The 22,705-nt window shown below is 45.7% G+C and carries 22 protein-coding genes; 7 read left to right on the forward strand and 15 right to left on the reverse strand.

Annotated features, from left to right (window positions below; genetic code table 11):
• Nucleotides 1–103 precede the first annotated feature (103 nt).
• From FHS56_RS10730 to FHS56_RS10755, 6 genes are read left to right on the forward strand one after another with little or no spacing between them, the layout of a single operon-like run.
• Entirely contained in the window at nt 104–1,057 is a 954-nt protein-coding gene (locus FHS56_RS10730; protein ID WP_166920673.1) for a leucine-rich repeat domain-containing protein, read from the forward strand.
• Nucleotides 1,058–1,102: 45 nt separating this feature from the next.
• A complete protein-coding gene (locus FHS56_RS10735; RefSeq protein WP_166920675.1) occupies nt 1,103–1,558 on the forward strand; it encodes a hypothetical protein in 456 nt (151 codons plus the stop codon).
• Nucleotides 1,555–2,487: a dTDP-4-dehydrorhamnose reductase gene (rfbD, locus tag FHS56_RS10740; RefSeq protein WP_166920677.1), complete on the forward strand. Its 933-nt coding sequence runs from the start codon at nt 1,555–1,557 to the stop codon at nt 2,485–2,487. The genes FHS56_RS10735 and rfbD overlap by 4 nt, the downstream gene beginning before the upstream one ends.
• A complete protein-coding gene (locus tag FHS56_RS10745) occupies nt 2,487–3,422 on the forward strand; it encodes a ComEA family DNA-binding protein (protein ID WP_166920680.1) in 936 nt (311 codons plus the stop codon). The genes rfbD and FHS56_RS10745 overlap by 1 nt, the downstream gene beginning before the upstream one ends.
• Before the next feature lie 55 nt (nt 3,423–3,477).
• A complete protein-coding gene (locus FHS56_RS10750; RefSeq protein WP_166920682.1) occupies nt 3,478–4,362 on the forward strand; it encodes a MerR family transcriptional regulator in 885 nt (294 codons plus the stop codon).
• Nucleotides 4,362–4,904, forward strand: coding sequence for a hypothetical protein (locus FHS56_RS10755; RefSeq protein WP_166920684.1), 543 nt, complete (start codon nt 4,362–4,364; stop codon nt 4,902–4,904). The genes FHS56_RS10750 and FHS56_RS10755 overlap by 1 nt, the downstream gene beginning before the upstream one ends.
• Nucleotides 4,905–4,997: 93 nt before the next feature.
• On the opposite strand, the gene recA is transcribed toward FHS56_RS10755, so the two are convergent.
• From recA to pheT, 6 genes are all read right to left on the reverse strand, one after another.
• Nucleotides 4,998–6,101, reverse strand: coding sequence for a recombinase RecA (gene recA / locus FHS56_RS10760; RefSeq protein ID WP_166920686.1), 1,104 nt, complete (start codon nt 6,099–6,101; stop codon nt 4,998–5,000).
• A 71-nt stretch (nt 6,102–6,172) separates the two neighbouring features.
• Nucleotides 6,173–6,850: an ABC transporter ATP-binding protein gene (locus tag FHS56_RS10765; protein WP_166920688.1), complete on the reverse strand. Its 678-nt coding sequence runs from the start codon at nt 6,848–6,850 to the stop codon at nt 6,173–6,175.
• A 102-nt stretch (nt 6,851–6,952) separates the two neighbouring features.
• Nucleotides 6,953–8,512 carry a ribonuclease Y gene (rny, locus tag FHS56_RS10770; RefSeq protein WP_166920690.1) on the reverse strand — a complete coding sequence of 520 codons (1,560 nt, stop codon included), beginning with the start codon at nt 8,510–8,512 and terminating at the stop codon, nt 6,953–6,955.
• Between the two features lie 78 nt (nt 8,513–8,590).
• Nucleotides 8,591–8,902, reverse strand: coding sequence for a cell division protein ZapA (locus FHS56_RS10775; protein ID WP_166920692.1), 312 nt, complete (start codon nt 8,900–8,902; stop codon nt 8,591–8,593).
• A 14-nt stretch (nt 8,903–8,916) separates the two neighbouring features.
• On the reverse strand, nt 8,917–9,213 hold the full coding sequence (locus FHS56_RS10780) for a hypothetical protein (protein ID WP_166920694.1): 297 nt from the start codon (nt 9,211–9,213) through the stop codon (nt 8,917–8,919).
• Between the two features lie 14 nt (nt 9,214–9,227).
• On the reverse strand, nt 9,228–11,651 hold the full coding sequence (pheT, locus tag FHS56_RS10785; RefSeq protein WP_166920696.1) for a phenylalanine--tRNA ligase subunit beta: 2,424 nt from the start codon (nt 11,649–11,651) through the stop codon (nt 9,228–9,230).
• Nucleotides 11,652–11,807: 156 nt separating this feature from the next.
• Here pheT and plsY point away from each other — a divergent pair, with 156 nt between their 5' ends.
• Nucleotides 11,808–12,452 (forward strand): glycerol-3-phosphate 1-O-acyltransferase PlsY, encoded by a 645-nt coding sequence (gene plsY / locus FHS56_RS10790; protein WP_166920698.1) that lies wholly within the window; start codon nt 11,808–11,810, stop codon nt 12,450–12,452.
• On the opposite strand, the gene FHS56_RS10795 is transcribed toward plsY, so the two are convergent.
• The 9 genes from FHS56_RS10795 to FHS56_RS10835 form a co-directional block, all read right to left on the reverse strand.
• Complete coding sequence (locus tag FHS56_RS10795) at nt 12,441–13,106, reverse strand: PDDEXK family nuclease (RefSeq protein WP_166920700.1); 666 nt, start codon at nt 13,104–13,106, stop codon at nt 12,441–12,443. The genes plsY and FHS56_RS10795 overlap by 12 nt on opposite strands.
• A 179-nt stretch (nt 13,107–13,285) precedes the next feature.
• On the reverse strand, nt 13,286–13,864 hold the full coding sequence (locus FHS56_RS10800) for a DUF3575 domain-containing protein (RefSeq protein WP_166920702.1): 579 nt from the start codon (nt 13,862–13,864) through the stop codon (nt 13,286–13,288).
• Nucleotides 13,865–14,003: 139 nt separating this feature from the next.
• Nucleotides 14,004–15,167: a cystathionine gamma-synthase gene (locus FHS56_RS10805; protein WP_166920704.1), complete on the reverse strand. Its 1,164-nt coding sequence runs from the start codon at nt 15,165–15,167 to the stop codon at nt 14,004–14,006.
• Nucleotides 15,168–15,231: 64 nt separating this feature from the next.
• On the reverse strand, nt 15,232–16,206 hold the full coding sequence (locus FHS56_RS10810) for a polysaccharide biosynthesis protein (RefSeq protein ID WP_166920706.1): 975 nt from the start codon (nt 16,204–16,206) through the stop codon (nt 15,232–15,234).
• 16 nt (nt 16,207–16,222) lie between these two features.
• Complete coding sequence (locus tag FHS56_RS10815) at nt 16,223–17,029, reverse strand: sulfotransferase domain-containing protein (RefSeq protein ID WP_166920708.1); 807 nt, start codon at nt 17,027–17,029, stop codon at nt 16,223–16,225.
• A complete protein-coding gene (gene cysC, locus FHS56_RS10820) occupies nt 17,008–17,616 on the reverse strand; it encodes an adenylyl-sulfate kinase (protein WP_166920710.1) in 609 nt (202 codons plus the stop codon). The genes FHS56_RS10815 and cysC overlap by 22 nt, the downstream gene beginning before the upstream one ends.
• 13 nt (nt 17,617–17,629) lie before the next feature.
• Nucleotides 17,630–18,925 carry an ABC transporter ATP-binding protein gene (locus FHS56_RS10825; protein WP_166920712.1) on the reverse strand — a complete coding sequence of 432 codons (1,296 nt, stop codon included), beginning with the start codon at nt 18,923–18,925 and terminating at the stop codon, nt 17,630–17,632.
• A 10-nt stretch (nt 18,926–18,935) separates the two neighbouring features.
• On the reverse strand, nt 18,936–19,811 hold the full coding sequence (locus FHS56_RS10830; RefSeq protein ID WP_166920714.1) for an ABC transporter permease: 876 nt from the start codon (nt 19,809–19,811) through the stop codon (nt 18,936–18,938).
• Nucleotides 19,812–19,858: 47 nt separating this feature from the next.
• Nucleotides 19,859–22,687: a PKD domain-containing protein gene (locus tag FHS56_RS10835; protein ID WP_166920716.1), complete on the reverse strand. Its 2,829-nt coding sequence runs from the start codon at nt 22,685–22,687 to the stop codon at nt 19,859–19,861.
• Nucleotides 22,688–22,705: the final 18 nt, after the last annotated feature.

Genomic DNA, 22,705 nt, shown 5'->3' on the forward strand with positions numbered 1-22,705 from the left:
GTTATTCAAAAAGTGAAGAGATGTTGAGAATAACCATTGCCTTATTTATCGCAAAAAGGAATGGAAATTTATCTATATTTGGTTACTAATTCCAATTAGAATTATGCACATTGAAGGCATTCACTTTGTGGTAAACAATCAGGGGAAACGAGTTGCTGTACAAATAGACCTCAACAAGCATCGCGAGCTGTGGGATGAGTTTTATTTTCAGTGGATTTTGATGAAATGGTGGCAAGAGCTGGACCGCTATTGGAAAGCTACCCTGCGCGAAGTAGTTCGTTTGGACCAAGACGAGCCTTCTGTGCAAGATTTGATGAACATTGCTAATCTGCGTTCTTTGCGCCTCACCTATCCCGAAATGGATGATTTAAGCCCCGTAGCAGTACTTGAAGAGCTTGAGGATTTGATTATTGCCCATACTGCCATTACAGACCTGTCGCCGGTAAGCAACCTACCTCACCTTTATCATTTGGACCTAATGCATACCCAGGTCCAGTCTATAGAACCGCTACGCCACTTGCGCGGGCTACACGAATTATACTTGCATCACACGGCGGTAACCGACCTGAGCCCCTTACAGAATATGCACTACCTCCAGATACTGGCAATTGGGGAAACCAAGATTGAGAACATCGAAGCGCTGGCACACACACGCCGTCTTCAGAAGTTGTTTGCAGCACACTGCAAAGTGAAAGATATAAGCCCCTTGCAGTATTGCGAAAAATTAGAAGTGCTTAACTTGAAATATACCCCAGTAAAAGACATCTCGCCTTTAAAAAAGCTGCGCAGCTTAGAACAGGTATATCTGCAAGGCACCCAAGTAGAAGATTTGGAGCCATTGCGCGGCAAGCCATACTTGCAGGAGCTGGGCATCAGCCACACCCCCATCAAAACCTTAGAACCTATCTGGCAGCTGCGCGGTTTACGCACCCTGTATTGCTACCATACCCAAGTGCCACAAGAAGAAATAGAACGCTTCAAACAAGAACACCCTCGCTGCAAAGTGGTAGAAGTAGCCATGGAAGTAGCAGAACTGCGCAGCGAAGAGGAAGATTAGGAAAGTGAAAAATCGTAATTTTGCATATATCAATCCGATACATCTATGAAAACACACATGAGCCTCCTGCTCCTGAGCGCGTGCTTTCTGAGCATGCCACTCTTTACTATGGCACAAAAGAAAACAGACAGTCCCATTGCCGGGCAATGGCAGCTGGTGGCGCTCGAAATCCCTACCTATGAAGAGCTGATTCGCAACGCCTCTCCTGAACAGAAGCAACAATACCGAAACGAAGTACTTACGCTGATTCGGTATTCCTCTTTTGAGTTTCGCCCGGATGGCACCTATTCCATCTATTTTGCCGGCAATCGCGAAGAGGGTACTTGGCGCCTCGACCCCTCACTTAGCAAATTATGGATTCGGCGTAAAGAAGCCGATGGCTCCTATGCCGAAGAGACTTTCATTGCCATCGAAAAGTTGGAAAAGAACGAAATGGTCTTGCTTAATGACTACGAATCGGGCGAAATCATACGCATGAAGCTCAAACACTTGAAAAAATGAGTACACAGAAAATCCTAATTACTGGCTCCAACGGGCTTTTAGGGCAAAAATTGTTAGCTCTTTTAGGACAAGACGAAAACATTCAGATTATTGCCACCTCGCGCGGCACTCCCCGTGCTCCCCTGCCTGCCAATGCCGTGTATATCAGCTTGGATGTAAGCCGAGCAGATGAAGTGGAGAAAGTAGTGAAACTGCACCGCCCCGATGCTATCATTCACACAGCTGCCAAAACCCAAGTAGATGAGTGCGAGCTGAACCCCCAAGACTGCTATCTGCAAAATGTAGAAGCCGTACGCAACGTAGCACAAGCCGCCGCCCAAATGAGGGCTTTTCTTCTTCATTTGTCCACCGACTTCATTTTCGATGGAACGGCAGGTCCTTACAAAGAAGAAGACACGCCCAACCCTATCAGTGTTTATGGAAAAAGCAAGCTGGAAGCCGAAACACTCATTCAGTCTATAAAAGGGCTACAGTGGGCAATTGCCCGCACGGTCTTGGTGTATGGCTATTCGCCCACACTCAGCCGTAGCAATATAGTGCTATGGGCGATAGAAGCACTTGAACAAGGCAAGCCCATCAAGGTAGTAGATGACCAATGGCGAACCCCCACACTCGCAGAAGACTTAGCTGACGGCTGCGCTCGTATCGTAGCACAGCGTGCCGGTGGTATTTGGCATTTATCGGGCAAAGAGCTGATGACACCTTACGAAATGGTCATGCGCATTGCCCGCTACTTTGGTTATCCGACCGACACAGTAGAACGAGCAGATGCATCTTCATTTACGCAGCCGGCTAAACGCCCCCCTAAAACCGGCTTTATAATAGACAAAGCCATGACACAGCTGGGCTATCAGCCACACAGCTTTGAAAAGGGCTTGGCACTTATTCACAAGCAAATGCAGAGGGAAAGCATAAGCAAAGATGTTTAATGAATGACGCTGCTATGCGCCCACTCATCGACTTTTTACACCGTCAATTCTTAATGCATCGTCGTGAGTTGTACGGCATGGCACTGCTCACACTACTTCTGGGCTTATGGCTGGGCAGTTCTCAATTGGCTACCCATTTCTTCAGCAAAACCCTCCCCCCTCTTACTCCACCTCTGCTCGACAGCTTGGCTTCTACCCTACCTTCCGACGGCGGTAATGTATCGGTGCACAACAAAGCGAAGAAGTTCCCTTCTCCTGCGCAAGAATTGTTTGATTTTGACCCCAATACCGCTACTTTGGCTGAGTGGCAACGCTTGGGCGCTCCGCAATGGTTAGCGCAGAGAATTATCAACTACCGAAACAAAGGTGGATATTTTTACAAGAAAGAAGACTTGCAAAAAATATATGGTTTTCCACAAGGGCTATATCAGGCTTTAGCTCCCTACATAAAAATAAACCCTTCCAATAAACCAAATTCCTCTGTTGAATCCCAAACAAATGCCTTCATAAGACCTTCCTATAAGGAAGATAAAAGTCCCCTAATCATAGAACTGAATACTGCCGATACCACTGCCCTCAAACAATTGCGTGGTATAGGTAGTGTGTATGCTCGGCGCATTGTGCATTATCGCGAGCTATTGGGCGGTTTTCATTCGGTAGAGCAGTTGAAGGAAGTGTATGGGCTGCCCGAAGAGACCTATCAAAGTATGCTGCCTTTCATCACCATAGATACAGCCCAGCTGCGTCGGATTCGTATCAATGAAGCCGATGCCGAAACCCTCGCTCGGCATCCTTATCTCGATAAAAGAAAAGCCAAAGCGATGGTAGCCTACCGTTTGCAGCATGGTCCTTTTCACAGCATAGACGATTTGAAGAAAATAAAAGTGCTCAGTGAGGAAGAAGTAAACAAATTGGCACCTTATCTTGCCTTTTAGCAAACAATTTGCCTGTACAAATTCTTTTTCTTTGAAAGAAGCGACAGTACAAGTTATGGGACAATACAGTATTAAGGAGATAGAGCATCTGTCGGGCATCAAGGCACATACCCTACGCATGTGGGAACAACGTTATGGTGTAGTAACTCCCAAACGCAGCGATAGCAACATACGCTACTATGACGATGCCGACCTGCGGCGGCTCATGAATATCGCTTTGCTTACCAAGCACGGCATGCGCATATCGAAGGTTGTTAAAATGAGCGACCGGGAGCTGCGAGAGGCAGTTATGCAACTTGAATCGCAGGGCAGCGGACAGGAAGAAATGATTGATGCCCTCACTTTGGCAATGCTTGAACTGGATGAATACCGCTTCGAAAAAGTGATTTCCACAGCCATTATCAAGCATGGCTTCGATAAGGCGTTTTTGGAAATTGTGCATCCTTTTATGAAACGAGTAGGGCTCTTGTGGCAGACCTCAGCCATTTGCCCCGCACACGAGCATTTTATTTCCTGCCTCATACGGCAAAAACTGATAGTGGCTATCGATGCGCAAGCAGTAAATCCCCATTCCAATAAACCTCGTTTCCTGTTGATGCTTCCAGAAGGCGAATGGCATGAACTCTCTTTGCTCTTCTCTCACTATTTGATTAAGAAGCAAGGCTTTCCAGTGTTGTATTTGGGGCAGTCGGTACCCATGCAAGATGTGGTGGAAGCTTACCGGCAATGGAATCCCAAATATTTGCTCACAGTCTTGACTTCTTACCCGCCTATCAAAGAAATGCAAGCTTTCATTTATGAGCTTTCCGAAAGCTTCCCAGATTCGAGCGTGCTCATCACCGGGCATAATGTCGTAGGGCAAGGTTGGGAGCTTCCCGAAAATGTTCAGTTAATCAACAAAATGGAAGACTTAGTTTTCCTTCTTCAATCTATTGACTGATGCGCTATTGGTTTGTATTGGTTTTCCTGCTGGGCTTTTGTTGGTTGCTTGTCGGCTGTGCAGACCACAACAGAAAAATCGAAGAGGGCAAGGTGCGTTTTCAAACTACCGACGCCAGCCGTTTGTATTTTCACAACGTTCGTTCTATTCGTTATCGCATAGAAGAGGTAGGGAAAGACCGCATGCAAATATGCCGCCACAAAGACTTTACAGAAGCTGCTTTGGCTCTTTATCCCGTCATTGCCAATAATTACATGCACGACCAAGCCTACATCTTTCACGAAATGGCAGACTCACTGCACCAAAAAGAGGCTGTATTGCTGATTGGGGAACCCACTGCCGACACGCTTTCTTTAAACCTGAACACCCACGAAGCCCATTACCGTTTTGCGCAAGAGCTTTATAATGCTATTGTAGCAGACCAAAAGCTGCAACTGTGCCTTAACGGAGAATGCCACGATTTCCTTACCAACGAAGAGCTCCGCAAAACATTTCGTTTGGTGTATAGAGATTATTTTCGACTAGTACAGGTTTTCAAGTAAAAAGTGGAGAGTAGAAGTTCGAGCCGCCATGTTCATAGCAAAATAAACAGGGAGGCACATTTGCCCCCCTGTAAAGCCTAAACTCCGCAAATCCTATTCATCATCCCTTACTTCTGGTGCATTGTCGTCGTCTTCCATTACGAGGTTTTCACTATCACCGGCTTTGATGTCTATGGGCAACTCCACCCCCTGTAAGAGCTCTGCTCGAATTTTCTGCTCCAGCTCATCGGCAAGCTCGGGGTTGTCGCGCAGTAGTTCAATTACTTTTTCACGCCCTTGTGCAAGCTTGGTATCTCCGTATGAATACCAAGAGCCTGATTTTTTCACGATGTCCAGCTGTTCTGCCAAGTCAACAATTTCACCCAGCTTCGATACCCCCTCACCATACATAATATCGAACTCCACAGTTTTGAAAGGGGGTGCCACCTTATTTTTTACTACTTTCACACGGGTGCGGTTGCCCACTACCACTTTGTCTTTTTTGATAGACCCTACGCGACGGATGTCAATCCGCACGCTGGCATAAAATTTCAAGGCATTGCCACCCGTGGTGGTTTCGGGGTTGCCAAACATCACGCCTATCTTTTCGCGCAGCTGGTTGATAAAAATACAACAGCAGCTGGTTTTGCTAATCACACCGGTGAGCTTACGCAAAGCTTGCGACATCAAGCGGGCTTGCAAACCCATTTTGCTGTCTCCCATCTCGCCCTCCAATTCAGCTTTGGGCACCAAAGCTGCCACCGAATCCACCACAATAATATCAACGGCACCGGAACGAATGAGGTGCTCTGTGATTTCAAGCGCCTGCTCGCCACTATCGGGCTGCGAGATAAGCAGTCGCTCTGTATTGATACCCAGCTTTTGAGCATAGATAGGGTCGAAAGCATGCTCGGCATCGATGAATGCCGCTATGCCGCCTTGTTTTTGTGCTTCGGCAATGGCTTGCAATGCCAGTGTGGTTTTTCCGGATGATTCCGGTCCGTAGATTTCAATGATTCGCCCGCGCGGGAATCCTCCTACCCCCAAGGCTATATCCACCATGAGCGAACCGGTTGATATCACTGGAATATCCATTTTCTGGTTGTCGCTCAGGCGCATTACTACCCCTTTGCCATAAGCCTTTTCGAGTTGTGCTATGGCATTCTGCAAACTGGCTAATTTAGGGTCATTGATTTGTTCGTCTTTTTTCTTTGCCATGGTTTTATTTTTTTACTTGATTTTCAATTGATAAGACAAATATAAAAGCAAGCTCCTTCTTTTTATACAGATTACACAAAGCGGCGCTGCCATTCTTCGGCAATGACTCCTTCATTGAGCCATACGCCGCGGTCTGCCATTTTAGCAAGCTCTTTGTGGTGGGTAACAATGATAAATGCCGTACGAAAGTCCTCACGCAATTTAAGAAAGAGTTCATGCAGGTGTATGGCATTGGCTTCGTCGAGGTTGCCACTGGGTTCATCAGCCAGTACCAAACGAGGATGGTTGACCAACGCCCGTGCCACGGCTACCCGCTGCGCCTCCCCCCCCGACAAACGCCCGGGTTCGTGCTTGGCACGGTGTGCTACCCCCAAATACTCGAGTAAGCATGCTGCCCGTTCATAGGCTTCGGCTTTGTCTATGCCCTGAATGAGGGCAGGCATCGCAGCATTTTCAAGTGCCGTAAACTCGGGCAAAAGGTTATGAAACTGAAACACAAAACCCAAGGCTTGGTTTCTTATTTTGTTTAATTGTTTAGCAGAGACAGCGTGTAAAGGAGTCCCTTCAAAAATCAATTGTCCGCGGTCGGGTGTGTCGAGAGTGCCCAAAATGTGCAATAAGGTGCTCTTGCCTGCGCCCGAGGCTCCCATTACGGAAAGCACTTCGGCTTCTTGCAGTTGAAGGTTCACGCCCCTGAGCACCTGCACGTTGCCGTAAGATTTGTGTATATCAATGGCTTCTAACAGCATGTTTGTTTATGTTTGTGTCAATTTACACCAAAATGAAATAAAAGAAAAAAGGACTGCCTTGCGACAGTCCCGAGATATGGAAAGCAAAACACTTCAAAGAAACTATTTGGCATAGTTGATAGCCCGGGTTTCGCGAATCACCGTTACTTTGATTTGTCCGGGGTATTGCATTTCTTTTTCTATTTTTTGAGCTATTTCGAACGAAAGCATGCTTGCCTGTTCGTCGGATATGTTTTCGGCATCGACCATCACGCGCAATTCACGCCCTGCCTGCAAAGCATAGCACTTATAGACACCATCAAAGGAAAGCGCCAAAGCTTCCAAGTCTTTGAGGCGCTGCAAATAGGACTCCATCACCTCGCGGCGTGCGCCGGGGCGTGAACCAGAAATAGCATCGCAAGCTTGCACGATGGGGGCTATCATGGTAGTCATTTCTATTTCGTCGTGGTGGGCACCGATGGCATTGCAAACATCGGGATGTTCTTTGTATTTCTTGGCAAGCTCCATGCCCAAGATAGCATGCGGTAAGTCACTTTCTTCGGGATACACTTTGCCGATGTCATGCAGCAAGCCAGCGCGCTTTGCCATCTTGGCATTCAAACCCAGTTCTGCAGCCATGATGCCACAGAGTTGTGCCACTTCTTTTGAGTGCTGCAACAGGTTTTGCCCATAAGACGAACGGAAGCGCATGCGCCCCACCAGCTTAATGAGCTCGGGATGCAAGCCATGAATACCTAATTCGATGGCAGTGCGTTCGCCTATTTCTATGATTTCTTCTTCGAGCTGTTTTTCTACTTTGGCTACCACCTCTTCGATACGGGCGGGATGAATACGCCCATCTTGCACCAAACGATGCAAAGACAGACGAGCAATTTCACGACGCACAGGGTCGAAGCCTGAAATAATGACTGCTTCGGGGGTGTCGTCCACGATGATTTCCACGCCTGTGGCTGCTTCCAGTGCGCGTATGTTACGCCCTTCTCGCCCGATGATTTTGCCTTTCAGCTCATCAGACTCCAGCGGAAATACCGACACACAGTTTTCTATAGTGTGGTCAGTAGCGGTACGCTGAATGGCTTCCAGTATGATTTTTTTGGCTTTCTTGTTAGCGGTAATTTTGGCTTCTTCCAAGATGTCTTTGATATAGGAAGAAGCTTTGGTTTGGGCTTCTGCCTTGAGCGACTCTAAGAGTTGCGCCTTCGCCTCTTCGGCAGTCATACCAGCGATTCTCTCCAAGTTCTTGATTTGCTGCTGCAACAAGCGCTCGGCTTCTTCACGTTTTTTGGAAATGGCTTCGCTCTGTTGGCTCAAGGAGGTTTCAAGGGCTTTCAGCTCTGCTTCTTTGGCTTTGATTTGCTCAATTACTTTATTTAAGTTTTGCTCCTTTTGCTTGAGCTTAGCCTCGTTGTTGAGCAATATGTTTTTCTTTTTGGCTACCTCATCATCAAATTCTGCTTTCAGTTGTAAGAACTTTTCTTTGGCAGCCAATTCTTTTTCCTTGTACATGTTTTCGGCTTTGGCTTTTGCCTCACGCAAGATTTGCTCGGCACGCGCTTGTGCTTCTTCTTCTAATTTTTGAGAGGCTTTTTTGAAAATACCCCTCCCGATAAGGACTCCACCGCCCAATGACAGCGGTATCAGCATCCAATATAGCCATTCCATAACATTACTACTTTTGAAGGTTCAACCATGATTATAACCTTCAATAGCGCAATGCTTGGGAATGGGAGGGATTGACTGTCAGCGGATGAGGTTTTCGGAACGCTGCAGGGTGAGGTCAATGATTTCTTCTAAGGAGTTGATTTTTGACAGAAACAGGTCTTCATAGGTATCCAATGCTTCTTTCAAGCTTTCTTTTTCCATAGAGCAGTCCACTGCATAAATAGCTAGTAGGTCCTGCGAGTCGGTCACCCCGTAAACGTCCTTATAGTGCTTCAGTTGCTGGTTTATTTGTTTACCCACCGCCCGCAGACGAGCTTCATCCTCGAGGTCCACCTCCATAGGATAGGAACGCTCGGCAATGCGCAGGGTGATGGGCAATTTTTGACTCATAGTCAATGCTCTTTTTAAGACAACAACTTAATACATTTATCTATTTCCGCTATATATTCATCAATCTTTGCTTTCAGCTCCTCCGCATCCTTTGCATCAGGCGCTATTGAAGCAACAATTTTACTAATTTTATATTGATTTTGAAAGTTAATCAGTTCCGTATTTAATCGTTTGACCAAGTCTTTCAGTTTACGATTTTCTTCTTTCAGTTGCTTATTTTCTTCCAATAATATTTCATGTGCTGCCACCAGCTGCAACACCTTTTCTTCGAAAATTTCGATTCGCTTGATTATTTTATCGTAGTTTTTCATTCAATTTTTTTCAACTATTCGCGAATCACTGCACCCAGTTTTTGTCTATATGCCTGCATCAGCTTCTGCATGGTTCTGTCTATAACCTCGTCTGTAAGTGTTTTAGTTTCATCTTGCAGAATGAAGCTGATAGCATAGGACTTTTTACCTTCTCCAATATTATTGCCTTCATATACGCTAAACACGTTGATGTGTTTCAGAAGTTTTCTTTCGGTGCACCATGCCAAGTCTTCTACTTCCTGCCAAGAGATGTGTTTATCGAGGATAAGCGAGAGGTCACGGCGCACAAAGGGAAACTTGGGCAGTTCTTGGGCGGTATGGTCGTTGTGGTAATGGGCAACGAGCCACTCCCAGTCGATGTCGGCAAACCACACGTCTTGTTTGATGTCGAACATACGTGTTATTTTGGGCTGCACCAACCCTATGGTTGCTACGGGGTGCTTGTTTACTTCATAGCGTGTGCCATACCCCCACTGGTCACCCGGCGCTGCGACTTTGGTATATTGTAGCACACGCATGCGTTTCAACAGACGCTCCACAATAGCGGCTAAGTCGTGGTATTGGATGGGCGCTACTGCTTGTGACCAGTGCTCGGGGTGAAGGCTGCCAGTGAGCCATATGCCCAGTCGCTCTTTCTCAGCATATACACCATCAGGCATTTTGAAATACACCTTACCAAATTCAAATATTTTCTGGTATTTGCGTTGACGGTTGAGGTTGTGGGTGATGACCTCCAAACCTGAAAACAGAAGAGAGCTGCGCAATACGCTGATTTCTTCGCTGGTATAGTTGAGCATGCGCACCGGTTCGCCCCATGCTGACTCGACAAGGCGACTGGCATAAGCAGGCTTGGTCAAGGAGTTGGTAATGACTTCATACAAACCTTGCGATGCCAGAAAATCGATAATAGCGTCTTGCAGGTGCTTTTTATCCTCGGAAGGTGCCGGAAAAGGCGAAATAAAGGAGGTATGCAAATGCTCTGACAGAGGCACGCGGTCGAAGCCATAGATGCGCAGTAGCTCTTCGGCAATATCGGCAGTGCCTGTAACATCGGCACGGTAGGGCGGCACATTCACTTCCAGTCCTTCGATTGTTTCTGATTCTATGCTTATGTCGAGGTCAGTTAGGATACGCTTAATTTCCTCAGTAGGGATTTCTATGCCCAACAAAGTAAACAAGCGTTGATATTTTACAAAAAAGCGGCGATTTTCTATAACTTTTGGATAAACGTCTATGATGCGGGCTGCTGCTTTGCCACCGGCAAGCGTTTCAATCAGGTATGCGGCGCGTTGAAGCGCTACCAATACCATATTGGGGTCTGTACCACGCTCGAAGCGGAAGGAAGCGTCGGTCTTCAATCCATGACGAGCAGAAGTCTTGCGCACATAGGTCGGGCTGAAATAAGCACTTTCTAAAAACACCCGGCGGGTATGTGCTTTGATGCCAGAGTGCAAACCGCCCATCACACCGGCGATTGCCAGCGGCTTTGCGGCATCGCAAATCATCAAATCATGGGCAGAGAGCTTACGTTCTTCTCCGTCCAAGGTAACAAAGGGGGTGCCTTCCGCCAAGGTTTTTACTATGATTTTGTTGCCTTCTAAGTAATCGGCATCAAAGGCGTGCATGGGCTGCCCCAACTCATGCATCACGTAGTTGGTGATGTCCACCACATTGTTGATGGGCTTTAAGCCGATTGCCTTGAGGCGCTCTTGGAGCCATGCCGGAGAAGGTGCTATTTTCACGCCTTCTATCAACAGACCTGCATAGCGAGGGCAAGCCTCCGGGTTTTCTATTTCTACAGAGATGGGTGAAGGGGTTTCGGGAAACTGCTGCTGCAACACAGGCATTTGTATAGCACGGCGCAAAAGCGCTCTCAGGTCACGGGCAACACCCAAATGTGAAGCAGCATCGGCACGGTTGGGGGTCAAGCCTATTTCAAAAATAACGTCGCGATAGGGTTTGAAGAAAGCGGCGGCAGGTGTTCCATTGGGCAGCTCTGTGTCAAGTACCATAATGCCCTCGTGGCTTGTGCCTAAGCCTATTTCATCTTCGGCGCAAATCATGCCTTCCGACACTTCGCCGCGTATTTTGGCTTTTTTAATAGTGAAAGGTTCGCCCTCTTTGGGATAAAGTGTGGTGCCTACCAAAGCCACCACTACCTTTTGCCCTTTGGCTACGTTGGGTGCCCCACATACAATGGGCAGAGGCTGCTCCCCCCCCACATCCACTAAGGTTTTTTTCAATTTATCGGCATTGGGATGAGGCTCGCAGTGTAGCACCTCGCCAATCACCAAGCCTTCGAGACTGCCGGGGATGGCTTCGTACTGGCTCAGCTGCTCTACCTCCAAGCCGGCGTGCGTCAATTTTTCTGCTATGCTCTCCGGGCTCTGGTCATCTATTTCGATAAAATCTTTAAGCCACTGATAACTGATTTTCATTGTGTTAATGCTGTTTGACCATTTTACAATATAGGCATAATTCGGTCAAATTTACATATTTTTCTAACTGTTTTACACAAGGCAGCTTGTACAATTCACATGCTTTTTGCAGCTTTAAGCTTCCATGAATTGTGATGATTTAATTTTTTCCGGAAAATGAACGGTTCTCTACATGTAGCCTTGTTTTTGCCTATTGCTTACTTGTTGGGCTCTGTGCCGTCTTCTGTATGGATAGGCAAGCGTTTTTTTGGAGTTGACGTGCGGGAACACGGCAGCGGCAATGCCGGCGCAACCAATACCTTCCGTGTATTGGGCAAACAAGCGGGCAGCATCGTGCTTGCCCTCGATATTTTAAAAGGATGGATAGCTACACAACTGCCTGTGTGGCTGGGGCAAAGTACAAACATAGACAGTTTGTTTTTGTGGCAAATGGCGTTCGGTTTGTGTGCTATTATGGGGCATATCTATTCTGTTTTTCTCAACTTCAAAGGCGGTAAGGGGGTAGCTGCTTCCTTGGGTATGGCTATTTCGCTGCATTGGGCTGCCTCTTTAATAGCCGTAGTAGTATTTTTATTGGTATTGCTTGTAAGTCATTTTGTTTCCTTAGGCTCTATGTTAGCCACTTTGGCTTTTGCCTTGGTGGTTAATTTTGAGCTGCTGGGTGCCACTAGCCTTTATTTCAAGTATTTTAGTTGGTTTATGGTAGCCTTGGTCATATATACTCACCGCAGCAACATCAAGCGCCTGCTTGGAGGTAACGAAAACAAGGTATATCTCTTCGGAAAGAAATCAACGCACTAAGCGCAAATAGCTTTGTCGCGTTTTGTAGGTCGCCATATAACGGCTGTCTTCTTCTGTCCAAGGGTAAGGGCGGATGGTCAGTTCCGGGGTGTTTTTCAATTCCAATAAAAAGCTATCGTCACCGGTCAGGGCATGCAGTAGTTCTGCCAAGAAACGGCAGCAAGCCAGCGGTTGACGTACAACCTGCTCTTCGGTGAAGCGCACGACGCCCCAACCCTTATCCAAAAAAAATTGATTACGCCGCTCGTCAGCTCCTATGTAATGTGTGGGCTCGCCATGAGGCAAGCTGTAGGGTTCGTCTATTTCTATGTCTATCCATAAACCGCAAGGCTCATAGTGAAGCACGAAGTCGGGATAATAATAAGTGTCTTTGATTCTAAGTGCTAAGTTATCGAAGACACAGCCCGGAAAGTGGCGCTTCAGATACCGAAAAAAATAAAGCTCACTACTACCTTTTTGTGGCTGGTTGGTCAAACGTTCCGGCAAGGCAGTTTTTTTATAATCACGCGGCAACAACACCAGCGGGTAGCGCCCATCTTCCGGCATTTGCCATTGCAGCGGTAAGCGGCGATGTGCACTTGGGGCATTATTTCCGCGAAAAAAGCGAAGCGCCAACCATAAAAGAAAAAATAAAATCAGGATGCTAAGCAGCATAAAAACAGTTATAGAGTTAGGATATGGATGCGATAATTTAATAAAAAGTGCTTAGCCGTATTATTAAGGAGCATTTTTAGTTTTTTGAGAGAGGCGTTATTGGGCGGGTATAAAATTGCTGCGGCAGCATGTCTTCCTGCTGCCGCAGCAATTTTAGCTTAGTAAAAGAGTTTCAATAGTTAAAAAGCAATACCAATCATCAAGCCAAAGCGTAAGCCAAAGCCGCTTAAAAAGCCGACGTTGAAGTTCTCTTCACTACCACTTTTCACCTTTATGTTGCCAACATTGTATGAAGGTCCACCATAAAGTTCGAGTGTAATCGATTTAGGAAAATGCCACTGATTACCAACAAGAAAAGCAGCCCCTACGGAACTCCATGTAGCCTCAGCCGTAGCGGGATTGCCATTGTTATCGGTTATGCTAACCTCCAAATTATAGCTTTGATAACGCGGCGACAACGCCAAGAAAAAACCTTGTGTAGCATTTTCTTGAGGATAGAAACGAAATTCAGGGGTTATACCGAACCCAGTAAACTTGGTATCCGTCTGCTGCACCCCAAAAAGATACATGAAACCAAGTTGAGCACTGGTTTTTTTGCTTAAGCCGTACTCATAATTCAAATGAGCTGCGCGCAAGAGAGGGCTAAGCAAGTTGGTTTTGATGACATTCCGCTTTTCAGTTTGGGCAAAGCCACAGAAAGTAAAAGCAGTCAAGCAAAAGGTAGTCAAGCAGGCAGTCAATAACACAGGTATTTTCATATTATTTTACATTTATAATTTCGGAACCATAAAAAATAAAAAATAGCTATGATTTTGACAAAATCATAGCTAAAAAAAGGGTAAAATCTTTAAAAACAAGCTCCTACATAAGCTGCTATAAATACGAACAAAATAGCACTTATTTACTTGCCATTTGAAAAGCTTTTTCGATAGCTTGTGAAAGGTCGGCAATGAGGTCTTCGACATCTTCAACCCCCACACTCAAACGAATAAGGGTATCGCGCAGACCGGTTTTCTCACGTTCTTCTTTGGGAATGCTGGCATGAGTCATGGTTGCCGGATGACAGCACAAAGACTCCACACCGCCCAACGACTCTGCCAAAGTGAATACTTGTAAATTACTCATGAAAGCCTTTGCCAAGTCTATGTTATCTTCTTTGAAAGTAAAAGAAACCATGCCGCCGAAGTCTTTCATTTGCTTGCGTGCCACATGGTGGTTGGGGTGTGTTTCGAAGCCGGGATAGTACACCTTGCCCACTGCGGGATGCTGCTCCAGCCACTCGGCAATGACACGTCCGTTTTCGCAGTGCTGCCGCATGCGCAGGTGCAAGGTTTTGATGCCCCTCAGTACCAAGAAGCAATCCATAGGACCTGGCACTGCCCCTACTGCATTTTGCAAAAAAGCAAGTTGCTCGGCTAAGTCGTCGTGTGAGGTAACCAAGGCACCCATGACCACATCGGAATGCCCACCCAAATATTTGGTTACCGAATGCATCACAATATCAGCGCCCAAATCCAATGGGTTTTGCAAATAAGGTGAAGCAAAGGTGTTGTCAACGGTCAATAGAAGTCCATATTTTTTGGCAATACGCGCCACCCCTGCAATATCTATAATCTTCATCAGGGGATTAGTGGGCGTTTCTACCCACAGCATGCGGGTGTTTTCATTGATGTAGGCTTCTATATCAGCCACATTTTCCATGTTGATGAAATGGAATTTCAAGCCGTAGATTTCATGCACACGACGGAAGAGGCGGTAAGTGCCACCGTATAAGTCGTTGGTAACGATGACTTCATCGCCCGGTTTGAGGGTGCGCATGAGGGTGTCGGTGGCAGCCAAGCCGGAGCTGAATACAAAGCCGTATTTTCCGTTTTCAAGTGCTGCCAGATTTTTCTGCAAAGCATCGCGCGTGGGGTTGTGTGTGCGCGAGTATTCATAGCCCTTGTGCACCCCAGGCGCTTCTTGTGCATAGGTAGAAGTTTGAAAGATGGGGGTCATGACTGCCCCAGTAGAGGGGTCCGGTTGAACGCCTGCATGTATGGCTTTAGTTCCAAATTTCATAGCTTATGTTCTTTTAAAGAGAATTGCGTTGGTTCAAAGTTAAAAATAATATTGGAAGAGTAGCTTATACGAGCAAAACTTGGTTTAGATAAGCATGAAAGGCTTCGAACGAAGACAGCAGATGGTCGGCAGAACAACAACGCCGTGGGGTATCCAATAGTTTGGCTTGGTGGCGAAGCAAGCTTTCTGCTTTCGGAGGGGCAGGAAAAAGGATGTAATAGGAGCGGTTTTCTGCTACACGCCCGTAAAGGCTTTCGTCAAAGAGCAACTCGTGAATTTTTTCTCCGAGGCGCAAACCCATGATTTGTTGAGGTGTATGCGGTTTCATCCACTTGCCTAAGTCTGCAATGCGCACTGCCTGCATCTTGGGTACGACTATTTCGCCCTCATGGGCACGACTCCGCACATATTCTATGGCTTGCAGCAGCTGGACTTCCGACAGAAAGAAACGGCTTGCTTCGGGGTGTGTGATGTGTAGCACCTGCTTGTCGCTGTTGAATTGTTCAAATACCGAACCGCGTGCATTCACCAAGTTACCGGGTCGCAAAATGCCAATAGCTGGTGTCGGTATCCGTTGCGCATGGGCAATCAGCAGCTGTTCGGCGCATCGCTTGGTGGCAGCATACACACCGGCAGCTAAAAAGGCTTTATCGGTGGAGATGAAAGTTATTTTCCGGACAGCATGTTGCAGGGCAGCAGTTAGCAAATTTTGTGTGCCTCCTATATTGGTTTGTATGTATTCATTAGGGAAATGCTCTGCCAGAGGCACATGTTTCAAGGCGGCAGCGTGCACTATTTCGTGACAGGGATACTGTGCCAAAAGCTGCGTGATGCGTGCAAGGTCGCGTATATCTCCTAATTCAAATCGCAGATGAGGATACTGTTTACGAGGATATTGTTGCTGCAATTGTAAAATCTTTTGCTCATCACGACTAAGGGCAACCAAAGGGGTTTCGGGCTTTTTTGCCATCTGATATGCCAAAAAAGCCCGCCCTATTGAGCCCGTTGCACCTGTAAGCAATATGTATTGCGAATGCATGTGTATTTATAAACGATTAGCTTTCCGGATAAAATCTTTTTAAAAGTGCCTCTGCTTCTTCCTGAATCAAAAGCCGAGTATCCGGAAACTGGCTGAACAGCTCCTCTTTTCTTATTTTTCCCTGCTTACCTACAAAATTCATCCTGTAGGTAGGGTGATATTTTCTATACAGTTCTTCCGACTGCTTCATCCTCTCTAATTGAGAGCGCTCAATAGCTGTTTTAATAATGCTCTCCGGAACATCTACCCCCAAATTATGATACAACTCAGTCAAATAGGTCAGTGGGTCTTGTACCAAATCTTCATAGCGCATCAGGTGTATACGGCGCGCGTTGCTGCTGTTATTCACCCACGAGCTCACATGATTGCACCACGCTCGTATGCCATACTTAGACGATGCGACAAAATCTGGGAAAGTAGCTTGCAATCCTTCATCCCTCATATAATTGTAGTAACTTACCATTACATCCTCGGGATGGCGAATGAGATATATCAAATGAATGTAAAAAGGTGTAAATGGCTCATGGGACTTTATAAATGTTCTTCTTGACCACCTTCTTATGGGCATTCCTCTTATCAAACTAACATCCGGAATATATTGTGAGTAGTTGAAGAATGAAATTTGTTCATGATTCTTGCCGTCTAAAAGTAGCTCGATGTTGCCCAGTAGAAAACCAAGATAGGTAACCCCACTTTTGGGAAATTCCACTAAGTAAATGTCCTCTTGTTGAGGGTTTCTGGGCAGCAGATATGGATTGGAGTTATCGGTGTCATGATTGGCACCCTTTAATATGCGCTTCATCAAGGAATATAATCTACCCATTTACGTTTCTTTATTTCCTGTAATATCAAATTTACTCCTTCTTCAACAGACAGCTCGTGAGTTTCTATAATAAGGTCGGGATTGGATGGTGGTTCATACGGAGCACTTACCCCTGTAAAATGGGCAATTTCTTGGCGTCTTGCCTTCTCATACAAACCCTTCGGGTCTCTTTGCTCGCATACTTCCAGCGGGCATTTTACATACACCTCAATGTAGAGGTCTTCATCAAAAATCGCTCTCACATCCTGTCGGTCTTGTTCGTATGGTGAAACAAAAGCTGCTATTGTAATCACTCCCGCTTCAACAAATAACTTGGCGACCTCCGCAATTCGGCGAAGGTTTTCCCTCCGGTCTTCTGCACTAAATCCCAAATCCCGGTTTAATCCATGGCGAATATTGTCCCCATCCAATACATAGACTTGCATGCCTGCATGAAAAAGACGATGCTCCAGTTCATAAGCAAGGGTGGACTTACCCGACGCCGGTAAGCCCGTGAGCCATATGACTCCGCTTTTATGTTTGTTTCTTCGGTGCCTGTCTTCCAAAGATATACGCCCTTGATGCCATTTGATATTGCGGGGTTTCATATTTTATCCTTTATCATGTATCGGGAAAAATAAATTTATAATCAATAAGCACATGTCGTCCATACCAATAAGGGCGACTGTTTCGCTCTGTTCCATAAAAGCTTCCACCTGAGACTACAAGGTTAAAGGCATTTTCGACATAGTCATGTATCTGCCCTTTGGACGCAACATACAAGTCCATTCTGTAAATACCTTCTGAAAGCGGCAATTTTGGAATATCAATATCTATATATCCACTGCCCTTTAATTCTGGTAAGGGAGGAGTACATGCTGTCATCGTTGTAAGGTAGCCCAGAAAGTCTCCTACTTTATCATAGAGGTTAACACAAAGGTCATAGTCCGATATAGGATTAGAGTGGTTCACGGTGTAATATAATCTAAGCGTAACATGTGCACCTGACGCCACTGTTGTACACACACTTTGGTTGGAGAGTAGCTCTATAGAAGTAAAGCGAACTCTGCCATCTCCCTCCCTATCTGTACGGGTCCTTATGGATTCGTTCTGCCCCATGCGATTATTCAAGCCCACGTATTGTTCTATGCAAGGAGTCACTGGTCCATCGAAAGCCACTTTGCCTTGGTGTAATAAAATCCCTCTTTGACACAGACTTTGTATACTTGCCATATTATGACTTACAAACAGCACTGTGCGTCCCTGTCTGCTGCTCACCTCTTTCATTTTGCCTACTGCCCGCTTTTGAAATTCGACATCTCCTACCGCCAATACTTCATCTACAATGAGAATATCTGCCTCTAAGAAGGCAGCTACGGCAAAGCCTAGCCGCACACCCATGCCTGAAGAATAACGTTTCACTGGCGTGTCGGCATACTTGGCAATGCCGGCAAAGTCAATAATATCATCTAATTTTTCTTTGATTTCCCGACGGCTCATGCCCAGTATAGCACCATTCAGATAGATATTTTCAATACCTGTCAATTCCGGATGCATACCGGTGCCTACTTCCAGCAAAGAAGCCATACGTCCTCTTATTTTCACGCAACCGCTTGTAGGGGCAGTAATTTTAGAGAGAATTTTCAATAAGGTACTTTTTCCTGCCCCGTTCTTGCCAATGATACCGATTACTTCACCTTCTTTGATTTCCAGATTGATATTTTGAAGCGCCCATACATAGGAACCTTTTGCTTTATGGTTCAAATGATTGCTTTCATCTAAAGGCACGGTAGGGTCTTCCTTATTACGCAACTTCGCACCAAGGCGCTTCAATTCATCCCGCAAAGTAGTAGCTCCTATCACTCCCAAACGATAGCGTTTCCAGACTTCCTCTACCTGTATTACTGTTTTTGCCATATATCGTTGCTTATACTGTATCTATAAATACACGCTCGACCCGGTTGAAGCTGAAAACTCCCACCAGTAAAATCAGTACACACATAAGCATACTGTAAGCAAACCAAGCCAGCTCAAAAAAACCTTCCCCCAATAAAGATAAACGAAATAATTCCATCAACGAAGTCAAAGGATTTAAAAGCAAATATTTTTGCCATTGAGGTGGCACCATCGATAAAGGGTAGATGACAGGCGTAGCATACATAAGCAACTGCACCCCAAAGCTCACGGCATGACGCAAATCATGATATTTGGTAGTCATTGCCGAGATGATGATACCCATTCCCAGCCCCAATATAACCATCAGCAATACAAGCAGGGGAAACAAATAAATCGCCCATGAAAAATGGATAGGTGCACCTTGCCAAAAGGCATATGCTGCAAATATCAAAAACAAACCCAATTGTATCAAAAAGCCAATACCTGCACTTATCACCTGCGACAGCGGCATAACCAAACGGGGAAAGTAAACTTTTGAAAATATATGTCGATTGCCAACAAATGTATCTGCGGTGGAAGCAAGGCATTTGGCAAAATATCCCCAAAACGTAATACCACACAAATAAAAAAGGAAAGGAGGAATGCCATCGGTCGGCAGCTTGGCTATATTGCCGAAAATCACCGTGTAAATCAAAGTGCTTAGCAGCGGAGTTATCAAATGCCACAAAGGACCTAAAATAGTTTGCTTGTAATATGCTACAAAATCGCGTCGCACCAGCAAGATGACTAAATCTCTATAGCGCCATAATTCTGCGATGTTCAGCTTCCACCAGGGTTTATGTGCCTCTATTACTTCTGTCCACTCTTGCTCTCGCGATGCCAAGTTCTTAGCAGTATGTTTTTCCATGAGTTTTAAACGCTGTTCATTTTTCAAAAATAGAAATTTTAGTGTTTTCAGCGTTGAATGATGACTCGATATACAAAAAAACGCTGCCCGTCACTGACTTTTAGAAAATAGAGACCTACAGGCAAAAACGAAGTATTCAACTCATATTCAGCGGGTATGGCGAAAGTATCAAAACGATGCTGCCATACCGACTCGCCTCGCGTGTTGTAGAGTTGGCAATCTATTGCCAATTGCCGGTCATGTACCCAACGAAGCATCAATGACTGATTCGCCGGATTAGGTGCCGGCATATAGACATAAAGACCATTGCGGGTAGGTATGCACTTTTCGTTGTCTGTCGGTTGAGCATCTTCATAGTTGACCAAGTTCACCGAAGCACAAAGGTAATTTCTTTCCATTAAATCTTTTCCTGTGAGCGTGAGGGGTATTTCTATCTCCTGTGACTGACCACTATTAAGCAATGTAGAGACAGTAGTGTCTGCAACGAGCTCCTCGCCGGCGGTTAACCTTATCTTAAACGAAGCAACGGCGATGTTTCCATTATTGGCAACTATCAGCTTAGCTGTGTTTCCGTTGGCAGGTAACCACAGACTATCTAAGACTAAATCACGGTCCAACTTGCCCACCTCTATATCCTTTGCGAAAGAACTACTGCATCCGTCCACGCTGGTAGCCGTAAGCTCCACCCGGTAAATACCAGGCAATGAATAGACATGCGAGGGAGATAAGTCGTTGGATTGTGAGCCATCGCCAAAGTCCCATAGAAAACTTACCCCCCCACTACTCTGATTGAAGAAATCAATGCTCAGAGGATTGGTTCTGGAGGGCGTGCTTGTAAATAAAACAATCGGCAAGCCTTTTACATCTACATTTTGAGAATATAAGTTGTCACAGCCATTGGGCGAAAACACGCGCAAGCTTACTTCGTGCGTTCCGGGTGTAGAAAAGGTCAGAAAAGGGTTCGCTTCCGTACTTATTACTTGTCCATCGATAGTCCACTCATAAGCAGCGATGCTCCCTGTGCTCTGAGAAAAAAACTGAACGGCATTGCCCTGACAAATGAGAGCAGGGGGCTCGAAATACGCTATGGGACCCTGAATAATAGAAACCATTTTTGAGACAGAAGCCATACAACCACCGGCATCTCGAATGGTCAACTGCACGAGATAGTCCCCCGCAGCAGTGTACACCTTTCTCGGATTGGCTTCTACAGAATAAGTGCCGTCGCCAAAATTCCAATAGTAACCATTTGTTGCATGGGGTGGGTTGAAACTCCATGTGCTCAAATCTTCAAACGTAAGCTGGTTATTCACACAAGCGTTGCCCGTATATTGAAAATCAGCCACAAGGGCACCTGAAATAGAAACTGTTTTCACTGCTGTTGTCACACAGCCATTGAGTGCCTGTGCCGTAAGTGTTACTGTGTAATTACCTGCCAAAGCATAGGTATGCACCGGGCTCTGGGCATTCGATACCGGACTGCCATCGCCAAAGTCCCATGTCCATTGTGAGATATTGGCAAAATTACCAACACTGTTGTTTGTAAAAACAGTGTTTGACCCCACGCACTGCCCTGAAAAACTGAAATCTGCAATGATGCTGTTGTTATCGATATTTATGTTGTCTTCGTAAATACTTTGTGCGCCATTCCCTTGTGTAGCCACCATGACCACCCGCCGGCTTCCCAAACCGTGATAACTTACCGTAGGGTTAGGGTCTGTTGAATAAGCGTCGCTTGCATCGCACCCATTAAACGACAGGCGATAAACCACACGGGTATTGTAGTTAGCTGCCCACAAATGTAAAATGCCTTGGTAGAAATAGCCCGTTATTCCCTTTATACGTTCTACTGTAATACTGTAGGTTTGAACCGTAGGTGCTGAAGTTATGTCGCTAGAAAAAAAGGCATGTTTTAAGCTTCCTCCAGTTTCAGCCAAGAAAACCGTATGCACTTTTTTTCCTACTCGCAAACTGTAGCTTCCTGCTGGGCGGCTGAGCCCAATTTCCGCACTCCTGTCATATACAGTAGGAGCATTTTCAAGCCCTGTGGCAAAATTCAAAAGATATACTTTATTGCCCAACAACCCCAGCACCCACGCATATACTTTGCCACAATCTTCAAAAACATCAACATTCCATATGTAATTACCTGCAGCAAAACTTACCTCTTGTATAATACTGCTTGCATCAATGCTATTTGTAATGGAACTACCAAACTTCACTACATAAAGTTTGTTGCTTGTGGCATTGGCTACCAGCATATAATAATTCCCACCTTGCTTTACAAGTTTAAGCCCCCTGCTCAATGCCGGCAAGCCCAAATCTCCCAAGCTGGTCGCAACAGGTGTGTTGCCGAGACTATTGCCAAAGCTAAGTCTCACAAAAGACTTACTGCCTCCCACGTACCCTATATTTGCTACAACGGCATACCATTGCCCATTTTCTTGAATAAAATCAATCGGTTCCGGCTTGTCCAAGGAACTAAAATTAAAGTACTGCGCCCTCTCCTGCGGAGCATTCAGAGGTGAATTGCCCAAATAGACACGAACCAACTCGTTCGTTTCACGACTGCTTGCAAACAGATAATAGTCATCACCGTCGCGTACTAACCGAGGATCAGTAATGATGTTGCCATTCAAAAGCAAAGCATTGCTAATGGTAGGAGCCTTCTCCAAAGCATCGGCACAGAAATACCACTCCCAAGTGTTGGCAGAAGTAGCCGGATTGCTCAATGCCACAGAGCTGTCCGGGCAAACAGAGGCAGGCAACCCAAAACCAGTACTGGTATCTACCACGCACTGTGCCATTGCATCATACGCTACAAAAGAAAGCAACCCAAATAATAAAAGAAAGAGCAAGCCCTTACTAATCCTCATAAAGCCAAATATTTTTTA

This window comes from Thermonema lapsum (assembly GCF_011761635.1).
GTDB classification, from domain to species: Bacteria; Bacteroidota; Bacteroidia; order Cytophagales; family Thermonemataceae; genus Thermonema; species Thermonema lapsum.

Coding starts and splice junctions, on each gene's coding strand:
- cysC (WP_166920710.1), bottom strand. CDS start 17,616: ATGAAACCCCGCAATATCAAATGGCATCAAGGGCGTATATCTTTGGAA.
- rny (WP_166920690.1), bottom strand. CDS start 8,512: ATGGAATGGCTATATTGGATGCTGATACCGCTGTCATTGGGCGGTGGA.
- plsY (WP_166920698.1), top strand. CDS start 11,808: ATGAACGGTTCTCTACATGTAGCCTTGTTTTTGCCTATTGCTTACTTG.
- FHS56_RS10800 (WP_166920702.1), bottom strand. CDS start 13,864: ATGAAAATACCTGTGTTATTGACTGCCTGCTTGACTACCTTTTGCTTG.
- FHS56_RS10805 (WP_166920704.1), bottom strand. CDS start 15,167: ATGAAATTTGGAACTAAAGCCATACATGCAGGCGTTCAACCGGACCCC.
- FHS56_RS10755 (WP_166920684.1), top strand. CDS start 4,362: ATGCGCTATTGGTTTGTATTGGTTTTCCTGCTGGGCTTTTGTTGGTTG.
- FHS56_RS10780 (WP_166920694.1), bottom strand. CDS start 9,213: ATGAAAAACTACGATAAAATAATCAAGCGAATCGAAATTTTCGAAGAA.
- rfbD (WP_166920677.1), top strand. CDS start 1,555: ATGAGTACACAGAAAATCCTAATTACTGGCTCCAACGGGCTTTTAGGG.
- FHS56_RS10765 (WP_166920688.1), bottom strand. CDS start 6,850: ATGCTGTTAGAAGCCATTGATATACACAAATCTTACGGCAACGTGCAG.
- FHS56_RS10830 (WP_166920714.1), bottom strand. CDS start 19,811: ATGGAAAAACATACTGCTAAGAACTTGGCATCGCGAGAGCAAGAGTGG.
- FHS56_RS10775 (WP_166920692.1), bottom strand. CDS start 8,902: ATGAGTCAAAAATTGCCCATCACCCTGCGCATTGCCGAGCGTTCCTAT.
- pheT (WP_166920696.1), bottom strand. CDS start 11,651: ATGAAAATCAGTTATCAGTGGCTTAAAGATTTTATCGAAATAGATGAC.
- recA (WP_166920686.1), bottom strand. CDS start 6,101: ATGGCAAAGAAAAAAGACGAACAAATCAATGACCCTAAATTAGCCAGT.
- FHS56_RS10750 (WP_166920682.1), top strand. CDS start 3,478: ATGGGACAATACAGTATTAAGGAGATAGAGCATCTGTCGGGCATCAAG.
- FHS56_RS10795 (WP_166920700.1), bottom strand. CDS start 13,106: ATGCTGCTTAGCATCCTGATTTTATTTTTTCTTTTATGGTTGGCGCTT.
- FHS56_RS10815 (WP_166920708.1), bottom strand. CDS start 17,029: ATGGGTAGATTATATTCCTTGATGAAGCGCATATTAAAGGGTGCCAAT.
- FHS56_RS10835 (WP_166920716.1), bottom strand. CDS start 22,687: ATGAGGATTAGTAAGGGCTTGCTCTTTCTTTTATTATTTGGGTTGCTT.
- FHS56_RS10735 (WP_166920675.1), top strand. CDS start 1,103: ATGAAAACACACATGAGCCTCCTGCTCCTGAGCGCGTGCTTTCTGAGC.
- FHS56_RS10810 (WP_166920706.1), bottom strand. CDS start 16,206: ATGCATTCGCAATACATATTGCTTACAGGTGCAACGGGCTCAATAGGG.
- FHS56_RS10730 (WP_166920673.1), top strand. CDS start 104: ATGCACATTGAAGGCATTCACTTTGTGGTAAACAATCAGGGGAAACGA.
- FHS56_RS10745 (WP_166920680.1), top strand. CDS start 2,487: ATGAATGACGCTGCTATGCGCCCACTCATCGACTTTTTACACCGTCAA.
- FHS56_RS10825 (WP_166920712.1), bottom strand. CDS start 18,925: ATGGCAAAAACAGTAATACAGGTAGAGGAAGTCTGGAAACGCTATCGT.